Genomic DNA, 21477 nt, shown 5'->3' with positions numbered 1-21477 from the left:
CATGCCCGACGCTGGGTTTACGCTGCGCAACAGGCGGTAACGGTAGGTCGGCCTACCGCCTGTCGACAACGGCTGGGTCGCGGGCGGGTAACGGTTCCAGTCGTACCTGCTTGCGTGCGGCTCCAGCGCGTGCTACCCCAGACCGGACAGGCGGCGCTGAACTGGGAATTCGTCGGTGATATCGGAGATCCTCCGTGCTCTGGTGCACCGGATTCGGTCCTCCGTGGCGAGCCGTCCCGTCTCAGCCACGCGCACCGCCGCCGCCCGATTCGACGGTGACCAGTTCCACAGGCGGTCACTGATAGTGATGAACGGCACGTGACTCTTCGTTACCGATGGGTGTGTGATCGGGGCCGCGGTGGCCGGCCGGAGCGAGGTCCCGGGAAATGGCAGGTGCCGGACATGAGACGATCTGGTCGTGACGGCGACGGTTCTGGACGGCAAGGCGACCGCAGCGGAGATCAAGGACGAGCTGCGGACGCGGGTGAAGGCTCTCGCGGAGCGCGGCATCGTCCCCGGGCTGGGCACGGTCCTGGTCGGGGCCGACCCGGGAAGCCAGGCGTACGTCAACGGCAAGCACCGCGACTGCGCCGAGGTGGGCATCGCCTCGATCCGCCGGGAGCTGCCGGCCGACGCCACCCAGCAGCAGGTCGACGACGTGATCGCCGAGCTGAACGCCGACCCGGCGTGCCACGGCTACATCGTCCAGCTGCCGCTGCCCGCCCACCTGGACACTCAGCGCGTGCTGGAGCTGATCGACCCGGACAAGGACGCCGACGGCCTGCACCCGGTCAACCTGGGTCGCCTGGTCCTCGGCTACGACGGTCCGCTGCCCTGTACCCCGCGCGGCATCGTCGAGTTGCTCCGCCGCCACGACGTGGCGCTGCGGGGCGCCACCGTGGCCGTGGTCGGCCGGGGCAACACCGTCGGCCGTCCGCTCGGCCTGCTGCTCACCCGTCGTAGCGAGAACGCCACGGTGACGCTCTGCCACACCGGCACCCTCGACCTCGCCTCGCACACCCGCGCCGCCGACATCGTCATCGTCGCGGCCGGCGTACCCGGACTGCTGACCGCCGACATGATCAACCCCGGCGCGGTGGTCGTCGACGTCGGCATCACGCGGGTGATCGGCCCGGACGGCAAGGGCCGCTACACCGGCGATGTCGACCCGGAGGTGGCCGAGACGGCCGGCGCGCTCGTCCCGATGCCCGGCGGTGTCGGCCCGATGACCCGCGCCATGTTGCTGACCAACGTGGTGGAGCGCGCCGAACGCGGCTGATGTGTAAGGAAGGGCACCTTATTAACACCTGGTGCATGTAAAGGGGCCCTTCCTAACCCGAGAAGGCCGTAACCGTCCGCCCCTGGCCCTATCGGTGCCAGGATGGCTGATACGGTCCGGAAAACCGACTGGTATCAGGGAGTGGGACGACCATGGGTAAGAAGGTCACTGTCGTCGGGGCTGGTTTCTACGGCTCCACCACCGCACAGCGCCTGGCCGAGTACGACGTCTTCGACACCGTAGTGATCACCGACATCGTGGAGGGCAAGCCCGCGGGCCTCGCGCTCGACCTCAACCAGTCGCGGGCCATCGAGGGCTTCGAGACCAAGGTCGTCGGCGTGACCACCGGCCCGAACGGTGAGGGCTACGAGGCCATCGAGGGCTCCGACGTCGTCGTCATCACCGCTGGTCTGCCCCGCAAGCCGGGCATGAGCCGGATGGACCTCCTGGAGACCAACGCCAAGATCGTCCGCCAGGTCGCCGAGAACGTCGCCAAGTACGCCCCGAGCGCCGTCGTCATCGTCGTCTCCAACCCGCTGGACGAGATGACCGCCCTGGCGCAGCTCGCCACCCAGTTCCCCAAGAACCGGGTCCTCGGCCAGGCCGGCATGCTCGACACCGCGCGGTTCAGCAACTTCGTCGCCGAGGCGTTGAACGTGCCCGTCGCGTCCGTACGCACCCTGACCCTCGGCTCGCATGGCGACACCATGGTCCCGGTACCGTCGCAGAGCACCGTCAACGGCAAGCCGCTGCGCGACGCCATGCCGGCCGAGCAGATCGAGGAGCTGGTCGTCAAGACCCGCAACGGTGGCGCCGAGGTCGTCGCGCTGCTCAAGACCGGCTCGGCGTACTACGCCCCGTCCGCCGCCGCCGCCCGCATGGCGAAGGCCGTGGCCGAGGACTCCGGCGACGTCATGCCGGTCTGCGCCTGGGTCGACGGCGAGTACGGCATCTCCGGCGTCTACCTGGGCGTCGAGGCCGAGATCGGCGCCGAGGGTGTCCGTCGGGTCGTCGAGACCGACCTGGACGCCGACGAGCGCGCCAGTCTCCTCGAGGCGGCCGAGGCCGTCCGCGCGAAGCAGGGCGACATCTCCAGCATGTGATCCATTAGCACCACGACAAAGGGCGCGCCGGCCAAGCCGGCGCGCCCTTTGCGCACCCCCTCTCACCCCTCCCACCCCCGCACTCCCTCCCACCCGGCCGCCCGCGCCCGGCCCGCGCCTGGGCCGGGCCTGGCCGTCTGCTTCGGCCCACGTCCCGGTCCCCACCCGCGCCCGGCCGCCCAGGTCTGGCCCCAAATCCCGGTCCCCACCCGCGCCCGGCCGCCCAGGTCTGGCCCCACATCCCCGCCCGCGCCCACCTAACCCGGTGATCAAGAGGTTTGCGTCACCAAAACCCCAATTCCTGACGCAAACCTCTTGATCACCGGGGTTGCCGCCGGGTCCGCACCCCTATCCACGTGTCGATCATGGAGTTATTGCCCGGACACGCCGGTGAGAAGGCAATAACTTCATGATCGACGGGGGCAGGCAGGGCAGGCAGGGCAGGCAGGGCGGGCGGGGGGCAGGCAGGGCGCGCGGAGGGTCGGCGGGCGGGCGGGCGGGGGCGCGGGGGGCGGGGCTGGCTGGGGCGGGGTTAGGGGTGGGGGGTGAAGGGGGTGCCTAGGTGGGGGGTGGCCAGCAGGGTGGGGTTCGCCGTGGTCAGGGCGGTTTCCCGGGAGCGGCGGGCTTCGTCGGGGTCTTCCTCGTGGGCGTACGCCAGCGTGGGGTCGACCAGTTGCACCGTGTGGACCAGGAGGTCGCCGGTGACCAGCAGGCGCTCGTCGGCCACCGTCACGAGCACCGACTGGTGGCCGGGGGTGTGTCCGGGGGTGGACAGCAGTCGTACCCCCGGGGTGAGGTCCGTGTCGCCGTCGACCACCCGGAGTTGGCCGGCGGCGCGCAACGGCGCGATCAGGCCGGCCGGCAGTTCGGGGTTGAGCGCCTCGGCGGCGTCCGCCTCGGCGCGCTGCAGCAGGTAGCTCGCGTTCGGGAAGTACGGCCGGGCGGGTGTGCCGGTGACCGCCCAGCCGATGTGGTCGCTGTGCAGGTGGGTCAGTACGACCGTCTCGACGTCGGTGGGGTCGATGCCGGCGGCGGCCAGTTCGGCGGGTAGCCGGCCGGGGACCGGCGCCCAACTCGCGGCGGGCGCGTCGGTCGGGCCGATTCCGGCGTCGACCAGGGTCACCGGTCCGTCGCCGGAGCGGATCGCGAAGCTGCGGAACGGCAGCCACCACTGCCCGTCCGCGGTGACCGAACCGGGGTCGCGGCGGTCGGCCTCCGCCCAGTGCGCGGCCGTGGCGTGCGGAAATGCCTCGTCGCGGGGCTGGAAGAACGCGCCCTCACCGTCGGTGAGCGCGGTGATCGTGATAGACCCGAAGGTGCGGCTCAGTGGCATTGCGCGATCGTGGCAGGGAACTGCTGTGCCGTGCAGCCCGCTTTCACCGGCCGGCCGAGGCCGGCTGGGGGCTGCCGGCCCAATTGCAGTACGCTCGTACTGCTTGAGCACGTGTCCCCCGAGAGGAGCGCCGGCCGATGGCGAAGATCAAGGTAAACAACCCGGTCGTGGAGCTCGACGGCGACGAGATGACCCGGATCATCTGGAAGCAGATCCGGGAGCAGCTGATCCTGCCCTACCTCGACGTCGACCTGCACTACTACGACCTGTCGATCCAGTACCGCGACGAGACCGACGACCAGGTCACCATTGACGCCGCCAACGCCATCAAGGAGCACGGCGTCGGCGTCAAGTGCGCCACCATCACCCCGGACGAGGCCCGGGTCGAGGAGTTCGGCCTGAAGAAGATGTGGCGGTCGCCCAACGGCACCATCCGCAACATCCTCGGCGGCGTCGTCTTCCGTGAGCCGATCATCATGTCCAACGTGCCGCGCCTGGTCCCCGGCTGGACCAAGCCGATCATCATCGGCCGGCACGCCCACGGTGACCAGTACAAGGCCACCGACTTCGTCGTCCCCGGCCCGGGCACGGTGACCATCACCTACACGCCGGCCGACGGCGGCACGCCGATGGAGATGGAGGTCGCCAACTTCCCCGGCGGCGGCATCGCCATGGGCATGTACAACTACGACGAGTCGATCCGGGACTTCGCCCGCGCCTCGTTCCGGTACGGCCTGGACCGCAACTACCCGGTCTACATGTCGACCAAGAACACCATCCTCAAGGCGTACGACGGCCGGTTCAAGGACATCTTCGCCGAGGTGTTCGAGAGCGAGTTCAAGGCGGAGTTCGACGCCGCTGGCCTGACCTACGAGCACCGGCTCATCGACGACATGGTCGCCGCCGCGCTCAAGTGGGAGGGCGGGTACGTCTGGGCCTGCAAGAACTACGACGGTGACGTGCAGTCCGACACCGTCGCGCAGGGCTTCGGCTCGCTGGGCCTGATGACCTCGGTGCTGCTCTCCCCGGACGGTCGTACCGTCGAGGCGGAGGCGGCGCACGGCACGGTGACCCGGCACTACCGGCAGTACCAGAAGGGCGAGAAGACCTCGACCAACCCGATCGCCTCTATCTACGCCTGGACCCGGGGCCTGGCCCACCGGGGCAAGCTGGACGGCACCCCGGCGGTCACCGAGTTCGCCAACACCCTGGAGCAGGTCATCATCGACACCGTCGAGGGCGGCCAGATGACCAAGGACCTCGCGCTGCTCATCTCGCGCGACGCGCCGTGGCTGACCACCGACGAGTTCATGAACGCGCTCGACGAGAACCTGGCCCGCCGGCTCTCCGCCTGATTCGACAGCACCAGCACCGGAGCCCGTCGGTACCCGCCGGCGGGCTCCGCTGTGTCCGGCGGGCGACACGCGGGCGGCGTCACCCCGGCCCGGCACGTCTCGTTGACCAGGGTGGACGAGATGCCAGTCGCGTCCAGAAGGTTGACCGAGGTCGACCGCGGTCTGCGTGCCGATCAGCCAGCCTTCCCGGCTGTGTCGCGCACAGCCAGCCGTCCCTTCCCTGCGGGGGGCCCTGTCCCGGGCCCCCCGCGCCCTGTTCGCTGGCGCGGTGGCAGGTGTTAGGACGGGCCCCCTCCTATACACGAGGCGTTAATAAGGTGCCCTTCCTTCAGGCGGCGCGCAGCAGTTCGGCGGCGCGTTCGGGCGAGATGTCGTTGATGAAGACGCCCATCCCCGACTCGGAACCGGCCAGGTACTTCAGCTTGTCCTTGGCCCGCCGGATGCTGAACAGCTGAAGGTGCAGGTGGCCCAGTTCGCGGTCGATGCGCACCGGCGCCTGGTGCCACGCCGCGATGTAGGGCATCGGCATGTCGAACAGCCCGTCGAAGCGGCGCAGCAGATCCAGGTAGAGCGGCCCGAAGGCGTCCCGCTCGCGGTCGTCGAGCGCCGGGATGTCCGGCACCACGCGCCGCGGCGCGACGTGCACCTCGAACGGCCAGCGGGCCGCCGCCGGCACGAACGCCGTCCAGTGCTCGTTCTCGGTGACGACGCGGTCGCCGGCGGCGCGTTCGGCGGCCAGCACGTCCGCGTACAGGTTGCCCCCGCCGGTGCGCTCGGCGTGCCGTCGAGCCGCGGCCAGCAACGCCCGGGTGCGCGGCGTCACGAAGGGGTACGCGTAGATCTGCCCGTGCGGGTGGTGCAGCGTGACGCCGATCTCGACACCCCGGTTCTCGAAGCAGAAGATCTGCTCGACCCCGGGCAGTTCGCCGAGCACCTCGGTCCGGTCGGCGAGCGCGTCCAGCACGGTGCGGACGCGGCGCGGCGGGAGGCTGGCGAAGGAGGCGTTGTGGTCGGAGGTGAAGCAGACCACCTCGCACCGGCCCTGGCCCGGTCGGACCGGCGTGAACGGGGTGATTTCGCCGGGCTCGTCGGCGACCCGGCCGCTCAACGAGGGAAACCGGTTCTCGAAGACCACGACGTCGTAGTCCGGTGCCGGGATCTCGGTCAGCCGGTCGCCCTCGGACGGGTCGAGCGGGCACTCGTTCGCAGGCGGCAGGAACGTACGGGTCTGCCGGTGCACGGCCACCGCCACCCACTCGTCGGTCAGCGGGTCGTAGCGCAGTTGTGACGCGGGTGGCGGCGGCGGCAGGTCACGGCGGTCCGGCTGGTCGCGGACGGCGTCGTCGTTCTCGTCGAAGTAGATCAGTTCCCGGCCGTCGGCCAGGTTGATCGCGGTGCGCTTCACGGCGCCGTCCCCTCACTCGTCGGCGTGCGCGTCACGCGGCCCGCCCTCGTCGCCTTAACCATGATCAGTTGGCCCACCTGTTCGCCGAGTACCCGTCGCGCGGTCGGAGGCAACGCCTCGTCGCTGACCAGTACGTGGGCTGCCGCCAGCTCGACGATCGAGGAGATGCCGACCGTGCCCCACTTCGTGTGGTCGGCGAGCACCACCAGCTGGTCCGCCGCGGCGACCAGTGCCCGGTCGATCTCGGCTTCCATCAGGTTCGGGGTGGTGAAGCCGGCCCGCTCGGTGATGCCGTGGACGCCCAGGAAGAGCAGATCGAGGTGCAGACGGCGGACGGCCCCGACCGCGAGCGGTCCGACCAGCGCGTCCGACGGTGTCCGGACGCCGCCGGTGAGCACCACCGTCTGGTCGGACCGACCGCCGGCGTGCAGGATCTCGGCCACCGGCAGTGAGTTGGTCACCACGGTCAGACCGGGAACGTCCACCAGCCTGCGGGCCAGTTCGGCGGTGGTGGTGCCGGCGGAGAGGGCGACCGCCGCGCCGGGCCGGACCAGCGCCGCCGCCCGGTCCGCGATGGCGGCCTTCTCCGGTAGCTGCCGGACGGACTTGGCGTGGAAGCCCGGCTCGTCGGTCGAGCTGGTGCCGGCCGCGGTCGCTCCGCCGTGCACCTTGGCCAGCAGGCCGCGCTCGTGCAGCGCCTCCAGATCGCGCCGAATGGTCATGTCGGAGACGCCGAACTCGGTCGCCAGGTCGCTCACCCGGACACCGCCGGTGGCCCGGACCCGATCGAGGATGGCCGACTGCCGCTGCCGTGCGAGCATCCGCCGTGCCTCCCAGGGGTCCACGTACTCTCACGTGGTCGAACGTGTTCCAACAAAGATGAACACTAGCGCGTGCCTGGAACCGGCGGAAGGAAAGGGGTCGGGCGACGGTCAGGCGGACTGGATCTTCAACTCCACCCAGCCGGTCTCGGTCAGGTGATCGAGTACGGCCTGTACCGCCTCCGCGATGCTCACGCGGGAGGTGTCCAGCACCAGGTCCGCGTCCGTCGGCTCCTCGTACGGGTCGTCGATGCCGGTCATCCCGGTCAGCAGACCGGCGCGGGCCCGCGCGTACAGGCCCTTGCGGTCCCGTTGCTCGCACACCTCGAGCGGTGTCGCGACGTGCACCAGCACGAAGCCCGCCCCGGCGGCCAGGGCCATCTCCCGTGCCGTCGCGCGGGCCGCCGCGTACGGAGCGATCGGGCAACAGATGCCCATACCGTGGTGCCGGGCGATCTCGGCCGCCACCCACCCGATCCGGCGGACGTTGAGATCCCGGTCGGCCTTGCTGAAGCCCAGCCCGGCGGTCAGTTCGCGGCGTACGACGTCGCCGTCGAGGAGGGTCACCGACCGGTCGCCGTTCTCCCGCAACGCGTCGGCCAGCCCCCGGGCGACGGTGGACTTGCCGGAGCCGGAGAGGCCGGTCAGGAACACCACGAGCCCCCGGTGCCGGCGCGGTGGCCGAGCCCGGGCCAACTCCTTCGCGACCGCCGGAGGGGTGTGCCACTCGGGCAGGGGGAAGCCGCGGTCGAGCAGGTCGTCGATCTCGTCCTGGGTGAGCGCGAGACGCCGGTTACGCGGCGGAATGTCCTCCCGCCAGCGCCACTGCCCGTCCCGGTTGTCGTACGCCAGCTCGCGCGGCACCAGCACCCGCAGGCCCGCCCCGGAGAGCATCTCCCCGGTGGAGAGCAGGTGGGTGACCCCGTACGCGGCGGAGACGCGGGCCCGCAGCAGGGCGTCGCTGATCTCGTCGCGGCGGTGCGACAGCGGCACGGCCACCAGGGTGGCCGGGGGCATCCGGTCGCGGGCGGCGAAGATCGTCCGCACCAGCGCCTCCGGTGCGAGCCCACCGACACCGCCCTCGCCGACCGGGATCATCACCAGCAGGTGGGCGGCCAGGGTACGGGCGGCGTGCGCGATCTGGGCCAGCTGTGGCCGGTGCAGCGGACGGTCGGCGATGACTCCGAGCACCCGGCCCGGGGGAAGCAGCGCCCGAACCTCCTCGGGGCTGCGTCGCAGCCGCTGGAACGGGCCTTGGGCGCCGTCGCCGAGCCGCCGGAGCGGGCCACCCAGGCCCGCGACGCCCTCGCGTACCGGCCAGACGTCCGCCACGTGGAGGGCGGCGACCGGCGCGCCCTCGGCGTCGGTCAGCACCAGCGCGCGGCGGGCCTCGTCGCGCGGGTCGAAGCCCTGTGCCAGCGCGGCCGGCACCTGCAGGGTCACCGGCACCTGCCACGGTGTGCCGTCGGCCAGCCGGCCGCGCCGACTCACCGACACCAGGTCGGCACGGGTCATGAAGCCGGTCAGGGGGGCGTACGCGCCGGTCAGCAGCAGCTCCAGATCCGCGAGCTCACCGGGACGCGGCGTGTACGCCGGCGCGTCCCGGAGCACCTCGTCGGGCAGCACCCAGCCGTTGCTCATCCACACCCCCCACTCGCTGACGGCACACAGTTTCGCAGCCGACCGCCGATCGGTCGAGGCCGCCACTCCACGACGTGCGCGGTCGGGTCAGCGACGGACCCGACGCCCCACCGCCGACCGCAGCCAGTTCCAGACCTTCCGCTCGTCCCGGATCCTCGGCGTCGCGCCGTCGGCCGAGCAGATGAAGAGCAACGGCAGCCGCGCGTCCTCGGTCCACCCGGCGTTGGTGATCCGTGCCTTGAGGAACCAGCTACCCCGCGTACGACCGCCGTTGAGGGCCCGGAAGTCGATAGTGGTGGTGGCGCGGTGCACCAGATGGACGGTGTCGGCGCCGCCGGTCGCGGCGATCCGCTCGACCTGGAACTTCACCGGCAGGAAGATCTCGTCACCGGTCTCCCGGCGGCGGGCGACCACGTCCAGGCGGGCCTTACGGACCTGCGCGGTGGAGTCGAGCACGTCGGAGGGGATCTCGTCGACCGGGAGCACCAGCACGTCGCGTTCGCCGTCGGCGCGGAAGCCGATCGGCTGGTCGGCGGAGCGCAGCTCGGCGGCCACGCTCACCGTGACGGAGTGCCCGTCCGGCTCCAGCGCGTCGATCCGGGCGTGCCCGGCGATGCCCGACTCCCACGTGGCCAGCCGGCGCAGGTCCGCGACCCGCCCCCGCTCGACCAGGTACGCCACGGCCCGTTGCAGCGGCGGCAGGCCAGCCGCGACCCCGGGGGCGAACCGCTCCTGGATGATCTTCTGGGCCTCGACGGCGACCTGCTCCACCCAGTCCTCGGGAGCGTCCAGGAGCCGCTTGCCGCGCAGCCGGTTGATCATTTCGTTGCGCAGCCACCGGCGGTGCAGCCGGTCGCGCAGCGGCCCGGGCTCGGTGTGGGCGGTGACGACGTCGAGCGCGTCGCGCACGCTCGCGAAGTAGCTCACCGGCTCCAGCCGGGCGGCGGTGACGTTCTTGGCATCGGGCCGCTGGGTGTGGTGGTAGCAGGTGTAGTCGGACAGCACGCAGGTGCGGCGGGACGCGAAGTAGGCGCGTACGACGAGCGAATGGTCCTCGAGCCGCCGTTTACCGCCCTCCGGGAACCGCAGCTTCTGCTCGTCGAGGAAGGCACGGCGGAACAGTTTGTGGCAGGTCAGGCTGTCGATCAGCGGTGCGTTCTCCAGGGTGGCGTCGAAGCGGTTCTTGCGGAACAGCTCCCGGGGCACACCGCGCCCGTGCCCGGCCATCTTCCCGATCACCAGGTCCGCGTCGTACTTCTTCGCGCAGTCGTAGAGCCGTTCCAGCGCCTGGTCGGCGAACCAGTCGTCGTCGTCGGCGAAGAACACGTACTCGCCTCGGGCCCGCTCGATCCCGATGTTGCGCGGGCGCGACGGCCAGCCGGAGTTCTCGATGTGCACCACCTGGATGTGCGGGTGCTTGGCGGCCAACTGGTCCAGCCGCGCGCCCGTGCCATCGGTGGATCCGTCGTCGACGAAGATCGCTTCGAACTCGTCCGCTGGTAGCGACTGGCTCAGCAGCGAGGCCACCAGCTTCTCGATGTGCGGGCCGCAGTTGTACGCGGGCACCACGACACTGACCTTGGGGACGCCAACCTCGACCATCACGATCCTTCCCGCGTCGGCGGTCGAATATCCCCCGGAACACTGCCCGGTGAACGGGAAGTGAATCGTGCCACCCCGGAGTGGACTTTCCGGCGGCGGGGTCTGGGTGAGCGCAGGACCGGCGCAAACGTTCGCCTTGGCTCGACCGCGCGCATGGAACAGACCCTAGGGGTACGGCGCCGCGAGGATCAGGGGAGCGCCGGGGGCGCGCCGGTGTCGACCTGGGGCATCGACTCCTTACGCTGGCCTGGTGACACTGATCGCGACCCAGTCGCTCACCAAGACGTACGGAGGTCGGGTCACCGCGCTCGCCGACCTCACCGTCGCCGTCGAGCCCGGGATCATCGGCCTGGTGGGGGCGAACGGCGCCGGCAAATCCACCTTGATCAAGATTCTGCTCGGCCTGATCGCCCCGACGAGCGGGCAGGTCTCGGTGCTCGGCATCGACCCGACCACCGAACCGGCGTCGGTCCGCGCCCGCGTCGGCTACATGCCCGAGCACGACTGCCTCCCACCCGACCTGTCCGCCGCCGAGCTGGTCACCCACCTCGGACGGATCAGTGGTCTGCCGCGCACGGTGGCCCGCGAGCGTGCCTCCGAGGCGCTGCGCCACGTCGGGCTCTACGAGGAGCGCTACCGGCCGGTGGGCGGCTACTCCACCGGCATGAAGCAACGGGTCAAGCTGGCCCAGGCGCTGGTGCACGACCCCGACCTGCTCTTGCTGGACGAGCCGACCAACGGTCTGGACCCGGCCGGGCGGGACGCCATGCTGGCGTTGGTGCACCGGATCGGCACCGAGTTCGGCATCTCCGTCCTGGTGTGCTCGCACCTGCTGGGCGAGGTGGAGCGGATCTGCGACACGCTGATCGCCATCGACGGTGGCCGCCTGCTGCGCGCCGACCACATCTCTGCCATGACCTCGGCCACCGACGTGCTGGCCGTCGAGGTCAGCGAGGGCACCGAGGAGTTGGCCGCCCGACTCGCCGCGCTCGACCTGCCGGTGGCGCGCGACGGCCGGCTGCTGCTCGTACCGCTCGCCGACGACAGCACCTACGACCTGATCCTCGGCGCGGTCGCCGAACTGGACCTGCCGCTGCACCGGCTGGACCAGCGCCGGCACCGGGTGGCCGAACTCTTCGCCACAAGGGAGCTCACCCATGCCTGAGCCGTCATCCGCCGTCCGGTCCGCGCCGGCCGGCGTCATCCACGACATCGGCTACCAGCGCTACGAGGGCCCCCGCCTGGGCCGCCGGCACGTCTTCGGCGCGCTCTACCTGCACGGGCTGCGCACCATCTTCGGGCTCGGCCGCAGCGCCAAGGCCAAGATCTTTCCGTGGCTGGTGATCGGCATCGTCACCCTGGTCGCGGTGGCCCTGGCCGCCGTACGCAGCCAACTCGGTGAACCGGTCGCCACGTACGCCCAGTTCGCCGACGCGATGAGCTGGCTGGTCCTGTTCTTCGTCGCGGTGGCCGCTCCGGAGCTGGTCTCCCGCGACCTGCGCAGTGGTGTGCTGCCGCTCTACTTCTCCCGCCCTCTGCCGCGCGCCGACTACGCGATCGCCAAGCTGCTGGCGTTGGTCACCGGCCTCTGGCTGCTGCTCGGCGGGCCGCAGCTGATCATGTTCCTGGGTGCCGCGTTCACCACCAAGGACGGCCTGAAGGGCGTCTGGAACGAGCTGCTCGACCTGCTCCCCGGCCTGCTCTACGCCGGGCTGTGGGCGGTGGTCTTCGCCTCGGTGGGGCTGCTCGTCGCGTCGCTGACCGGCAAGCGCGCGTTCGCCGCCGGTGGGGTGGTGGCCGTCTTCCTGATGACCACCCCGATCGTGGGTGTGCTGAGCATCCTGCCGTCGCGGACGGCCAACGAGCTGGCGGGGCTGGCCTCGCCCACCACCCTCGTGCAGGGGGTGGGCATCTGGTCGCTCGGTGACCTGCTGGTCCCCGAAAACCAGGGCGGCGGCCCGTCGATCGGTGGGTTCGGCCCGCTCTACGCCCTGGTCGCGGTGCTGCTGGTCGCCGGCGCGACCACCCTCCTGCTGGCCCGCTACCGGAAGGTCGCCTCCTGATGAGCAGCACGCTGAGCCTGACCGGGGTGTCCCGGTGGTACGGCAACGTGGTGGCCGTCAACGACATCAGCATGACCCTCGGCCCCGGGGTGACCGGTCTGCTCGGCCCGAACGGCGCCGGCAAGACCACGCTGCTGCACATGATGGCCGGATTCCTCGCCCCGTCGCGCGGCACGGTGACCCTCGACGACGAGCCGACCTGGCGGAACCCCGCCGTCTACCGCCGGCTGGGCCTGGTCAGCGAGCGGGAGGCGGTGCAGGGCTTCCTCACCGCGTACGAGTTCGTACTCGCCAGCGCCAAGCTGCACCGACTGGCCGACCCGGCGGCGGCGGCCCGGCGCGCCATCGACCTGGTGGAGTTGGAGTCGGCGCAGGACCGCCGGATCGGCACGTACTCCAAGGGCATGCGACAGCGCGCGCGGGTGGCCGCGGCGCTGGTGCACGACCCGCAGGTGCTGCTGCTCGACGAGCCGTTCAACGGGATGGACCCGCGTCAGCGGCTGCACATGATGGATCTGCTGCACTCCCTGGGCGACTCCGGCCGGACGATCCTGTTCAGCTCGCACATCCTGGAGGAGGTCGAGCAGGTCTCCGGCACGGTGCAGGTGATGGTGGCGGGCCGGCTGGCCGCCTCCGGCGACTTCCGGACCATCCGCCGGCTCATGACCAACCGGCCGCACGTCTTCGCGGTGCGCTCGACCGACGACCGGGCGCTGGCCGTCGCCCTGATCGCCGAGTCGTCGGTGAGCGGCGTCGAGCTGGACCGCACCGGCCTCACGGTGCGCGCCGGCGACTACGGCGCCTTCACCCGGGCGCTGCCCCGGATCGCCCTGCGCCAGGGCATCCGGGTGCGTCAGTTGGTGCCGTCCGACGAGTCCCTGGAGAGCGTCTTCTCCTACCTCGTGGAGGCCTGACCGGTGAGTGCGAGGAGTGAACGAGCGCAGCGAGTGAGCCCCGCAGTCACGAACGAAAGAAGCTGAGAATGTCGACCATTACCTGGATCACCGCGCGTGGGCTGTTCGGCCGGCGGCGGTTCCTCCTGCTGCTGCCCCTGCCGCTGGTGCTGCTCGGCCTGGCCGTCCTCTGCCGTTCGCTGGGTGTGGACCCCCGCCAGTGGGGCCCGCCGGTGCTGGTCGGCCTCGGCCTGGCGGTGGTGCTGCCGGTGGTGGCCCTGATCATCGGCACGGGCGTGCTGGGCGCCGAGATCGACGACGGCACGGTCGTGCACATCCTCACCAAGCCGCTGCCGCGCTGGCAGATCGTGCTGCCGAAGCTCGCGGTCGCCACCGGCGTCACCGCGGCCACCGTCGCGGTGCCGCTCTACGTCGCGGGCGTGCTTGCCGATTCGGTACGCCTCGGACTGGCCCTCGCCGCCGCGTCCGCGCTCGGCGCGCTGGCGTACTCGGCGCTGTTCCTCGCGCTCAGCCTCATCACCCGGCGTCCGGTGCTGCTCGGCCTCGTCTACGTGCTGATCTGGGAGGGGCTGCTGGGTAACTTCGTCAGCGGCACGAAGGTGCTCTCCATCCAGCAGTACGTGATCGCACTCGCCGACCGGCTCGCCCCCAGCGGGCTGCTGGAGACCAGCGTTTCGGTGCCGGTGGCCGGCGTGATGACCGCGCTGGTGAGCGTCGGCTTCACCGTGCTGGCGATCGACCGCCTGCGCTCGTTCAGCGTGGCCGGCGAGACGAGCTGAGGCGTGCGGAGTCCGGCCAGCCCTCCGGCGGCGGGTAGGGCTGGCCGGATGGACCGGGCGGGCCCCACCCACGAGGCTGGTGGACGTGACTGTCGAAGCGGAGCGCAGACCCTTGGCTGACCCGTACTCCCGCGGTAGCCGGGCGTGGCTGATCAGCCTCGCCGCTGCCGGCCTCGCGTCCGCGACGGTCGCGACGGCCGCCCAGGGCAGCGGCCGGTTCCACTGGTGGGCCGGCTTCATCCTGATCCCGGCCGCGCTGATCGCAGCCAGCGGCGGCCCGCTGCTGGCCCGCGGCGGTGGTCGCGCCTTCGCGGGTTACGTCGTCGCCTGCGTCGGGGCACTGGCGTTCGTGGTGGGCGCGCTGCTGATGTTCGGCGCGATGGGTGAGGGCTGGCCGCTGCTGGTGGTGCTGCCCTGCCTGGCGGTGGCCGGCACGTACGGCTGGCGGGCGGGCCACCCGCTGGCCCGTGGTCTGCACCGCGCGGTGGCGCTGCTCGCGCTGACCGGCGCGCTGGTCGGTGTGACCCTGCAACTGCTCCACGCCCGGGTGATCCACCTGGAGACGGGTTGGTGGGGCGTGTTCATGATGCTCGCCGGGGTCATCGTGCTGGGCAACGCGGCTGAGCTGGCCCGGCACCGGATGCCGTACCGGCTCCAGGCGATCACCCTGCTGGTCGGGCCCTCCGTGGTGGCCTTCCTGCTCGGCCTGCGCTTCCTGCGCGGCTGGTGACGGCCGGTCCGCCGCCGCCCCCGGGGGGTGGGCGGCGGCGGATCCGGTCAGAAGGCGCAGGCGATGACGAGTTCCGGGGTGCGGTCCGGCAGCAGATCGAGCTTGCCGATCCGGCCCGCCGCCCGCAGGTCGTCGGCGACCAGGGTGAGCTGCTCCAGCATCGCCGCCGGGCCCAGCGCCTCGGCCAGCGGCACCTCCGCCCTCATCGACAGCTTTCGCTCCGACTTGGCCCGTCGCACCTGGCCCAACGCGTCCCCGGCCAGCCGCAGCAGCGCGGGCTCGCCCGTCCCCTCGATCGCGCGGGCCACCTCGTAGGTGGTGGGCCAGGGCGCGCGGTGCACCGACCCGTACCGCCACCACGACCAGATCTCCTCGGTGACGTACGGCAGCACGGGGGCGAACAGCCGCAACTGCACCGACAGCGCCGAGGCCAGCGCCGCCCGCGCCGAGTCGGCCGCCGCTCCGGTGCCGTACGCCCGTTCCTTGACCAACTCGATGTAGTCGTCGCAGAACCGCCAGAAGAACGCCTCGGTCACCTGGAGGGCGGCCGTGTGGTCGTACCCGTCGAAGGCCGTGCTCGCGGCGCTCACCACCGTGCCCAGTTCGGCGAGCATGGCCCGGTCGAGCGGGGCGGTCGCCGCGGCGCGTAGCGCGTCCGCGGCGCCCAGGCCGAGGGCGAACTTCGACGCGTTGAGCAGTTTGGTGGCCAGCCGGCGGCCGACCTTGATCTGCGCCGGGTCGAAGGCCAGGTCCATGCCGGGCTTGCCGCTGGCCGCCCAGTACCGCACGGCGTCCGAACCGTGCTGCTCCAAGAGCGCGAGCGGGGTGACCACGTTCCCCTTGGACTTGGCCATCTTCTTGTGGTCCGGATCGAGGATCCAGCCCGACAGCACGGTGTCCCGCCAGGGCAGCACCCCGTGCTCGAAGTGCGAACGGATCACCGTGTCGAAGAGCCAGGTCCGGATGATCTCCTGCCCCTGCGGGCGCAGGTCCATCGGGAAGACCTGCGCGAAGAGCTCCGGGTCGGTCTCCCAGCCGCCGACGATCTGCGGCGTCAACGACGACGTCGCCCAGGTGTCCAGCACGTCCGGGTCGCCGATGAAGCCGCCCGGCCGCCCGCGCTGCGACTCGTCGAAGCCGGGCGCCGGGTCACTGGACGGGTCGACCGGCAGCGCCGAGTCGTCCGGCGTGAGAGGGTGGGACCAGTCCGGCTCGCCAGTGTCGTCGAGCCGGTACCACACCGGCACCGGCACTCCGAAGAAGCGCTGCCGGCTGACCAGCCAGTCGCCGGTCAGGCCGCCCACCCAGTTGTCGTAGCGGTGTTTCATGTGCGCCGGCACCCAGTGCAGCTCCGCGCCCCGGGCCAGCAGCGTCGCCCGCAGGTCGGCGTCCCGTCCGCCGTTGCGCAGGTACCACTGGCGCGTGGAGACGATCTCCAGTGGCCGGTCGCCACGCTCGTAGAACTTCACCGGGTGGGTCACCGGACGCGGCTCGCCGACCAGGTCACCCGCGTCGGCCAGCATCCCGACGATCTCCCGGCGCGCGCCGTTGACGGTCTGCCCCACCAGCGCCGCGTACGGCGCTGCGGGCACCCCGGCCGGCGGCTCCGGCAACAGACGACCGTCCCGGCCGATCACCACGCGGGTGTCGAGCTGCAGCTCACGCCACCAGGTCACGTCGGCGAGGTCGCCGAACGTGCAGACCATCGCGATGCCGGTGCCCTTCGCGGGATCGGCGAGCGGGTGGGCGCGCACCGGCACCTCGACGTCGAACAGCGGGCTGCGCACGGTCGCGCCCACCAGGTCGGCGTACCGCTCGTCGTCGGGGTGGCAGACCAGCGCGACGCAGGCCGGCAGCAGCTCCGGCCGGGTGGTGTCGATGAGCACCTCCCGCCAGCCGGGCCCGGCGAACCGCAGCCGGTGGTACGCGCCGGGACGTTCCCGGTCCTCCAGTTCGGCCTGGGCCACCGCGGTGGCGAAGCCGACGTCCCACAGGGTCGGCGCCTCCGCCTGGTACGCCTCACCCCGGCGCAGGTTGCGCACGAACGCCCGCTGGCTGGTTGCGCGGGCCACCCGGCCGATCGTCGTGTACGTCAGGGACCAGTCCACCGAGAGCCCGAGCCGCCGCCACAGGGCCTCGAAGACCTGCTCGTCGGCGACCGTCAGCCGCTCGCACAGCTCGATGAAGTTGCGCCGCGAGATCGGCGTCGGGTCGCGGCGGGCGGCGTCGTCGACCGGGGTGGCCGGCGGCCGCCACACCGGGTCGTACGCCAACGCCGGGTCGCAGCGCACCCCGTACACGTTCTGCACGCGACGCTCGGTGGGCAGCCCGTTGTCGTCCCAGCCGATCGGGTAGAAGACCGCCTTGCCCCGCATCCGCTGGTAGCGGGCGACGGTGTCGGTGTGCGTGTACGAGAAGACGTGCCCCATGTGCAGCTCGCCCGATACGGTGGGCGGCGGGGTGTCGATGGAGTACACGTCTTTCCGCTCCCGGGAACGGTCGAACGCGTACGTGCCCTCCTCCTGCCAACGCTGCGCCCAACGCTCCTCGAGCCCGTCCAGACTGGGACGCTCGGGAACGCCGGCGCGGGCGGTCCTCGCCGTATCGGTCATCTGCCGATCGTAGGCATCAGCAGGGTGCCGGGCCACGGAGTTGCGCATCGCCGGTCCTACCCGAGCGAGTCGCGCCACTGCTGGTGCAGGGCCGCGTACCGGCCGCCGGACCCGACCAGCACGGCCGGCGGGCCGTCCTCGACGACCTTCCCGCCGTCGACGACGAGCACCCGGTCGGCGGTCTCCACTGTGGAGAGGCGGTGTGCGATCACCAGCGCCGTCCGGTCCCGCAGGATGGTGCCGAGCGCGCGTTGCACCAGCCGTTCCGTCGGCACGTCCAACGACGACGTCGCCTCGTCGAGGATCAGCACGGTCGGGTCGGCGAGGAACGCCCGGGCGAACGCGACCAGTTGTCGCTGGCCGGCGGAGAGCCGCCCGCCGCGCCGGTGCACCTGGGTGGCGTACCCCTCGGGCAACGCGGCGATGAACTCGTGCGCGCCGATCGCCTGCGCGGCGGCCCGCACCTCGGCGTCGTCGGCGCCCGGCCGGCCGAACCGGATGTTCTCCGCCACCGTGCCGCTGAACAGGTGGTTCTCCTGCGTCACGAGCACCACGGCGCGGCGCAGGTCGGCGTCGCACACCGCGCGCAGGTCGATGCCGTCCAGCAGGACCGTGCCGGCGTCCGGATCGTGGAACCGGGCCACGAGCTTGGCGATGGTCGACTTGCCCGCGCCGGTCGGCCCGATCAGCGCGACCGTCTGCCCGGCCGGCACCCGCAGGTCCAGTCCGGCGAGGATGGGGGTGTTCGCGCGGTAGCCGAACGAGACGCCCCGGAACGTCAGCTCGCCGTGACCGGGGCCGCGTGGCAGCGGCACCGGCCGGGCCGGCTCGGCGACGCCGGGACGTTCGTCGAGGACCCCGGCCAGCTTCTCGAGCGCCGCCGTCGCCGACTGCAACGAGTTGTAGAACTGGCTCAGCTCCTGCATAGGCTCGAAGAAGCGTCGCAGGTAGAGCAGGAACGCGGCGAGCACGCCGATCTCGGTCCGCCCGTCGAGCACCCGCCACCCGCCGTAACAGAGCACGACCGCGACCGTGAGGTTGCCGATCAACTTGATCGCCGGCGAGTACGTGGCGATCAGCCGGAACGCGTGCAGGCTCGCCCGCCGGTAGTCGTCCCCGAGCGTCACGAAGATCCGCTGGTTGCGCGGCTCCCGACGGAACGTCTGCACCGCCCGGATGCCCCGCATCGACTCGACGAAGTGCACGATGACCAGGGCGATGGCCTCCCTCGTCCGCCGGTAGGCGGTGGCCGAAGCCCGAGCGAACCAGCGGGAGAGCCAGAACAGGAACGGGAACGCGAGCAGCGTCACCGCGGCCAGGGGCAGGTCCAGCCAGAGCAGGATGGCAGCCACCGACAGGATCGACAGCGCGGCCAGCACCAGGCTGTCGATTCCCCCGTCGACCAACTCGGCGATGCTGTCCAGGTCGCTGGTGAGGCGGGACACCATCCGACCCGACGTGTACCGCTCGTGAAAGCCCACCGACAGTCGCAGGAAGTGCCCGAACACCCGCTGTCGCAGGTCCAGCAGAACGGCCTGGCCGATGCGGGCGGAGAGGGTCAGGAAGCCGCGGCGGGCCGCGTACTCCGTCACGGCGGCGGCGGCGAACGCCCCGGCCACCGCGACCAGCGGGGTGGCGTTCCCGGCGCGCAGCGGGGCGATGGCGCGATCGATGCCGACCATGACCAGGTACGGGCCGGCCATCGCGGCGGCGTTCTGCGCGAGCAGCAGACCGACGGCGGCGGCGAGTCGCCCCCGGTGCGGGCGCAGCAGGTCGGCCAGCAGGGCCCGGCTGTGCCGGCGCAGCCGGGCGACGGCCTCCGGGGTGTTCTCCTCGGCCCGGCTCCGGTCGGCCTCCGGGTCGGTGGCCGTCCCCCGCCAGCGGGCCAGCTCCGGCTCCCCACCGGGAGATGGATCGGCCTGCTCGGGGATTGTCACGAGCGCACCAGGCCCCAGCCGTCCGAGGTGGACGCGCCGGGCCCGGGCGGCCCGACACCCCCGGGCCCGGTTCCGGCTGGGTGGACGGCGGTGGCCGGTTGCGCGGGTGGTGGCTCGGCGGCGAGCAACGACCGGTAGGCGGGCACGGTGGCGAGCAGTTCCGAGTGCCGGCCGACCGCGGCGATCCGTCCACCGTCGAGCAGGGCGACGCGGTCGGCAAGCGCGATCGTCGACGGCCGGTGCACCACCAGCAGCGCGGTGCTGGCTCGCAGCACCTGCCGTAGCGCCGCCTCCACCAGCGCCTCGGTGTGCACGTCGAGGGCGGACAGCGGGTCGTCTAGCACCAGCAGCGCCGGGCGACCCAGCACCGCCCGCGCCAGGGCCAACCGCTGCCGTTGGCCCCCGGAGAGGGACAACCCCTGCTCACCCACGCGGGTGGCCAGGCCCCACGGCAGGTCGTACGCGAAATCGGCCTGTGCGAGCGCGAGTGCCGCGCGGACCTCGTCGTCGTCGGCGTCCGGGCGGCCCAGAGTGAGGTTCTCCCACACCGACATGGAGAAGAGGGTGGGTTCCTCGAACGCCACCCCGACCAGCCGGCGCAGCGAGGCCAGCCGCAGGTCGCGCAGGTCGTGCCCGTCGAGCGTGATTCGGCCGCCGGTCACCTCGTGCAGTCGGGGCACCAGCGAGAGCAGGGTGCTCTTGCCGCAGCCGGTGGCACCGACCAGGGCCAGCGTCTCGCCCGGCTCGATGGTCAGGTCGATCTCGTCCAGGACGCCCGTGGCCGCGCCCGGGTAGCGGAAGGCGACCCCTTCGAAGCGGAGCCGACCCCGGACCGCGTCGCGGCTGAGCGTGAGCGCATCGGGGGCGTCCACGATCTGCGGTGGAGTGTCCAGCACCTCCTGGATCCGGTCGGCGGCGGTGGCGGCCTCCTGCCCGTTGGCGATGATCCAGCCCAGTGACTGCACCGGCCAGATGAGCATCAGTTGGAGGCTGGCGAACGCCACCAGCTCCCCGAGCGTGAGCACGCCCCGCGCGGCGGCGGCGGCACCGGCGACCAGCACCACGCCCAGCGTCAGGTTGGGCACCAGGTCGAGCAGCGCCGCCGTGTTCGCCAGCAGCCGGCCCTTGCCCACGCCGGTGTCGTGCAGCGTCCGGGCCCCGTCGGCGAAGCGGGCGGCCAGCTCGGGCCCCCGCCCGTACGCCTTCATCGTGCGCAGACCCTGCGCGGTCTCCTCGACCAGCGTCGCCACGTCGCCCTGCTGGTCCTGCATTCGCCGGGACGCGGTGTGGTAGTGCCGACCGAACCGGCGGGTGATCAGCAGCAGTGGCACGGCGCTGGCCGCGACCAGCAACCCGAGCGCCGCGTGCAGGTGGATCAGCAGCAGCACCACCACCACGTAGGTGGTCAGGTTGAGCACCAGGAAGAAGACACCGAACGACAGGAACCGGCGAATCACCGACAGGTCGCTGGTGATCCGGGAGAGCAGTTGGCCGGACTGCCAGCGGTCGTGGAAACTGGCCGGCAGCCGTTGCAGGTGCGCGTAGACGTCGGCGCGCAGGGCAGCCTCCATGCCCACCGCCGAGGACGACTGCACCCACCGGCGGATGAAGATGAGCAGCGCCTCGACCACGCCGAGCAGCAGCGCCAGACCCCCGAGCTGGAGCAGGCCCGCCGGCTCGTGGCGGGCCACCGGCCCGTCCACCACGCGCTGCACCACCAGGGGTACGGCGATCCCGGCGGCCGTGCCGGCGAGCCCGGCGACCAGCAACCAGACGAACTCGGTGGCGTACGGGCGCAGGTAGCGGCGCAGCCGCCAGAGGTTGTGCACGGGGTGGCGGCCCGCGGCGACCGGGGCGGCCCGGTCGCCGTCGCTCTCCACAGGCACTACCCGACGGTAGCGTC

The 21477-nt window shown here is 71.9% G+C and carries 16 protein-coding genes; 8 read left to right on the top strand and 8 right to left on the bottom strand.

The features are described from left to right. Positions 1-418: 418 nt before the first annotated feature. Both ABZ272_RS15740 and ABZ272_RS15735 read left to right on the top strand, forming a co-directional pair. Positions 419-1279: a bifunctional methylenetetrahydrofolate dehydrogenase/methenyltetrahydrofolate cyclohydrolase gene (locus ABZ272_RS15740; RefSeq protein ID WP_355050652.1), complete on the top strand. Its 861-nt coding sequence runs from the start codon at positions 419-421 to the stop codon at positions 1277-1279. A 152-nt stretch (positions 1280-1431) separates the two neighbouring features. Continuing rightward, positions 1432-2382, top strand: coding sequence for a malate dehydrogenase (locus ABZ272_RS15735; RefSeq protein ID WP_355050651.1), 951 nt, complete (start codon positions 1432-1434; stop codon positions 2380-2382). 532 nt (positions 2383-2914) lie between these two features. Here ABZ272_RS15735 and ABZ272_RS15730 read toward each other — a convergent pair. Further along, the gene (locus ABZ272_RS15730) at positions 2915-3715 is read right to left on the bottom strand and encodes an MBL fold metallo-hydrolase (protein ID WP_355050650.1); all 801 of its coding nucleotides are present in this window, start codon (positions 3713-3715) and stop codon (positions 2915-2917) included. 137 nt (positions 3716-3852) lie between these two features. On the opposite strand from ABZ272_RS15730, the gene ABZ272_RS15725 reads away from it, so the two are divergent. Further along, on the top strand, positions 3853-5070 hold the full coding sequence (locus ABZ272_RS15725) for an NADP-dependent isocitrate dehydrogenase (protein ID WP_355050649.1): 1218 nt from the start codon (positions 3853-3855) through the stop codon (positions 5068-5070). 328 nt (positions 5071-5398) lie between these two features. Here ABZ272_RS15725 and galT read toward each other — a convergent pair whose 3' ends face one another. The 4 genes from galT to ABZ272_RS15705 form a co-directional block, all read right to left on the bottom strand. Then, a complete protein-coding gene (gene galT / locus ABZ272_RS15720; protein ID WP_355050648.1) occupies positions 5399-6475 on the bottom strand; it encodes a galactose-1-phosphate uridylyltransferase in 1077 nt (358 codons plus the stop codon). Next, positions 6472-7296, bottom strand: coding sequence for a DeoR/GlpR family DNA-binding transcription regulator (locus tag ABZ272_RS15715; RefSeq protein ID WP_355050647.1), 825 nt, complete (start codon positions 7294-7296; stop codon positions 6472-6474). Before ABZ272_RS15715 ends, galT begins: the two co-directional genes overlap by 4 nt. Positions 7297-7407: 111 nt before the next feature. Continuing rightward, positions 7408-8937 (bottom strand): adenylyl-sulfate kinase, encoded by a 1530-nt coding sequence (cysC, locus tag ABZ272_RS15710; protein ID WP_355050646.1) that lies wholly within the window; start codon positions 8935-8937, stop codon positions 7408-7410. An 87-nt stretch (positions 8938-9024) separates the two neighbouring features. Continuing rightward, positions 9025-10539, bottom strand: a complete 1515-nt coding sequence (locus tag ABZ272_RS15705; protein ID WP_355050645.1) for a glycosyltransferase — start codon at positions 10537-10539, stop codon at positions 9025-9027. A 250-nt stretch (positions 10540-10789) separates the two neighbouring features. Between ABZ272_RS15705 and ABZ272_RS15700 the strand changes: the two genes are divergently transcribed. From ABZ272_RS15700 to ABZ272_RS15680, 5 genes are all read left to right on the top strand, one after another. Next, complete coding sequence (locus tag ABZ272_RS15700) at positions 10790-11704, top strand: ABC transporter ATP-binding protein (protein ID WP_355050644.1); 915 nt, start codon at positions 10790-10792, stop codon at positions 11702-11704. Further along, complete coding sequence (locus tag ABZ272_RS15695) at positions 11697-12602, top strand: ABC transporter permease (RefSeq protein WP_355050643.1); 906 nt, start codon at positions 11697-11699, stop codon at positions 12600-12602. Before ABZ272_RS15700 ends, ABZ272_RS15695 begins: the two co-directional genes overlap by 8 nt. Further along, positions 12602-13516: an ABC transporter ATP-binding protein gene (locus ABZ272_RS15690; RefSeq protein ID WP_355050642.1), complete on the top strand. Its 915-nt coding sequence runs from the start codon at positions 12602-12604 to the stop codon at positions 13514-13516. The genes ABZ272_RS15695 and ABZ272_RS15690 overlap by 1 nt, the downstream gene beginning before the upstream one ends. Before the next feature lie 62 nt (positions 13517-13578). Further along, entirely contained in the window at positions 13579-14295 is a 717-nt protein-coding gene (locus tag ABZ272_RS15685; protein ID WP_355050782.1) for an ABC transporter permease subunit, read from the top strand. Positions 14296-14380: 85 nt separating this feature from the next. Continuing rightward, a complete protein-coding gene (locus tag ABZ272_RS15680; RefSeq protein WP_355050641.1) occupies positions 14381-15025 on the top strand; it encodes a hypothetical protein in 645 nt (214 codons plus the stop codon). A 47-nt stretch (positions 15026-15072) separates the two neighbouring features. Here the strand turns inward: ABZ272_RS15680 and valS are convergent, their stop codons facing one another. The 3 genes from valS to ABZ272_RS15665 are packed head-to-tail and all read right to left on the bottom strand — an operon-like array spanning position 15073 to position 21460. After that, complete coding sequence (gene valS, locus ABZ272_RS15675) at positions 15073-17637, bottom strand: valine--tRNA ligase (protein WP_355050640.1); 2565 nt, start codon at positions 17635-17637, stop codon at positions 15073-15075. A 56-nt stretch (positions 17638-17693) separates the two neighbouring features. Continuing rightward, the gene (locus ABZ272_RS15670) at positions 17694-19574 is read right to left on the bottom strand and encodes an ABC transporter ATP-binding protein (protein ID WP_355050639.1); all 1881 of its coding nucleotides are present in this window, start codon (positions 19572-19574) and stop codon (positions 17694-17696) included. After that, positions 19571-21460: an ABC transporter ATP-binding protein gene (locus tag ABZ272_RS15665; protein ID WP_355050638.1), complete on the bottom strand. Its 1890-nt coding sequence runs from the start codon at positions 21458-21460 to the stop codon at positions 19571-19573. The genes ABZ272_RS15670 and ABZ272_RS15665 overlap by 4 nt, the downstream gene beginning before the upstream one ends. Positions 21461-21477 lie beyond the last annotated feature (17 nt).

The sequence above is a fragment of the Micromonospora sp. NPDC005979 genome (assembly GCF_040614415.1).
Lineage (GTDB): Bacteria > Actinomycetota > Actinomycetes > Mycobacteriales > Micromonosporaceae > Micromonospora.
The sequence above is the reverse complement of the archived record's forward strand: the minus strand, read 5'-3'. Positions and strand labels throughout refer to the sequence as shown.

Coding starts and splice junctions, on each gene's coding strand:
- ABZ272_RS15735 (WP_355050651.1), top strand. CDS start 1,432: ATGGGTAAGAAGGTCACTGTCGTCGGGGCTGGTTTCTACGGCTCCACC.
- ABZ272_RS15730 (WP_355050650.1), bottom strand. CDS start 3,715: ATGCCACTGAGCCGCACCTTCGGGTCTATCACGATCACCGCGCTCACC.
- ABZ272_RS15725 (WP_355050649.1), top strand. CDS start 3,853: ATGGCGAAGATCAAGGTAAACAACCCGGTCGTGGAGCTCGACGGCGAC.
- ABZ272_RS15715 (WP_355050647.1), bottom strand. CDS start 7,296: ATGCTCGCACGGCAGCGGCAGTCGGCCATCCTCGATCGGGTCCGGGCC.
- cysC (WP_355050646.1), bottom strand. CDS start 8,937: ATGAGCAACGGCTGGGTGCTGCCCGACGAGGTGCTCCGGGACGCGCCG.
- ABZ272_RS15705 (WP_355050645.1), bottom strand. CDS start 10,539: ATGGTCGAGGTTGGCGTCCCCAAGGTCAGTGTCGTGGTGCCCGCGTAC.
- ABZ272_RS15695 (WP_355050643.1), top strand. CDS start 11,697: ATGCCTGAGCCGTCATCCGCCGTCCGGTCCGCGCCGGCCGGCGTCATC.
- ABZ272_RS15690 (WP_355050642.1), top strand. CDS start 12,602: ATGAGCAGCACGCTGAGCCTGACCGGGGTGTCCCGGTGGTACGGCAAC.
- valS (WP_355050640.1), bottom strand. CDS start 17,637: ATGACCGATACGGCGAGGACCGCCCGCGCCGGCGTTCCCGAGCGTCCC.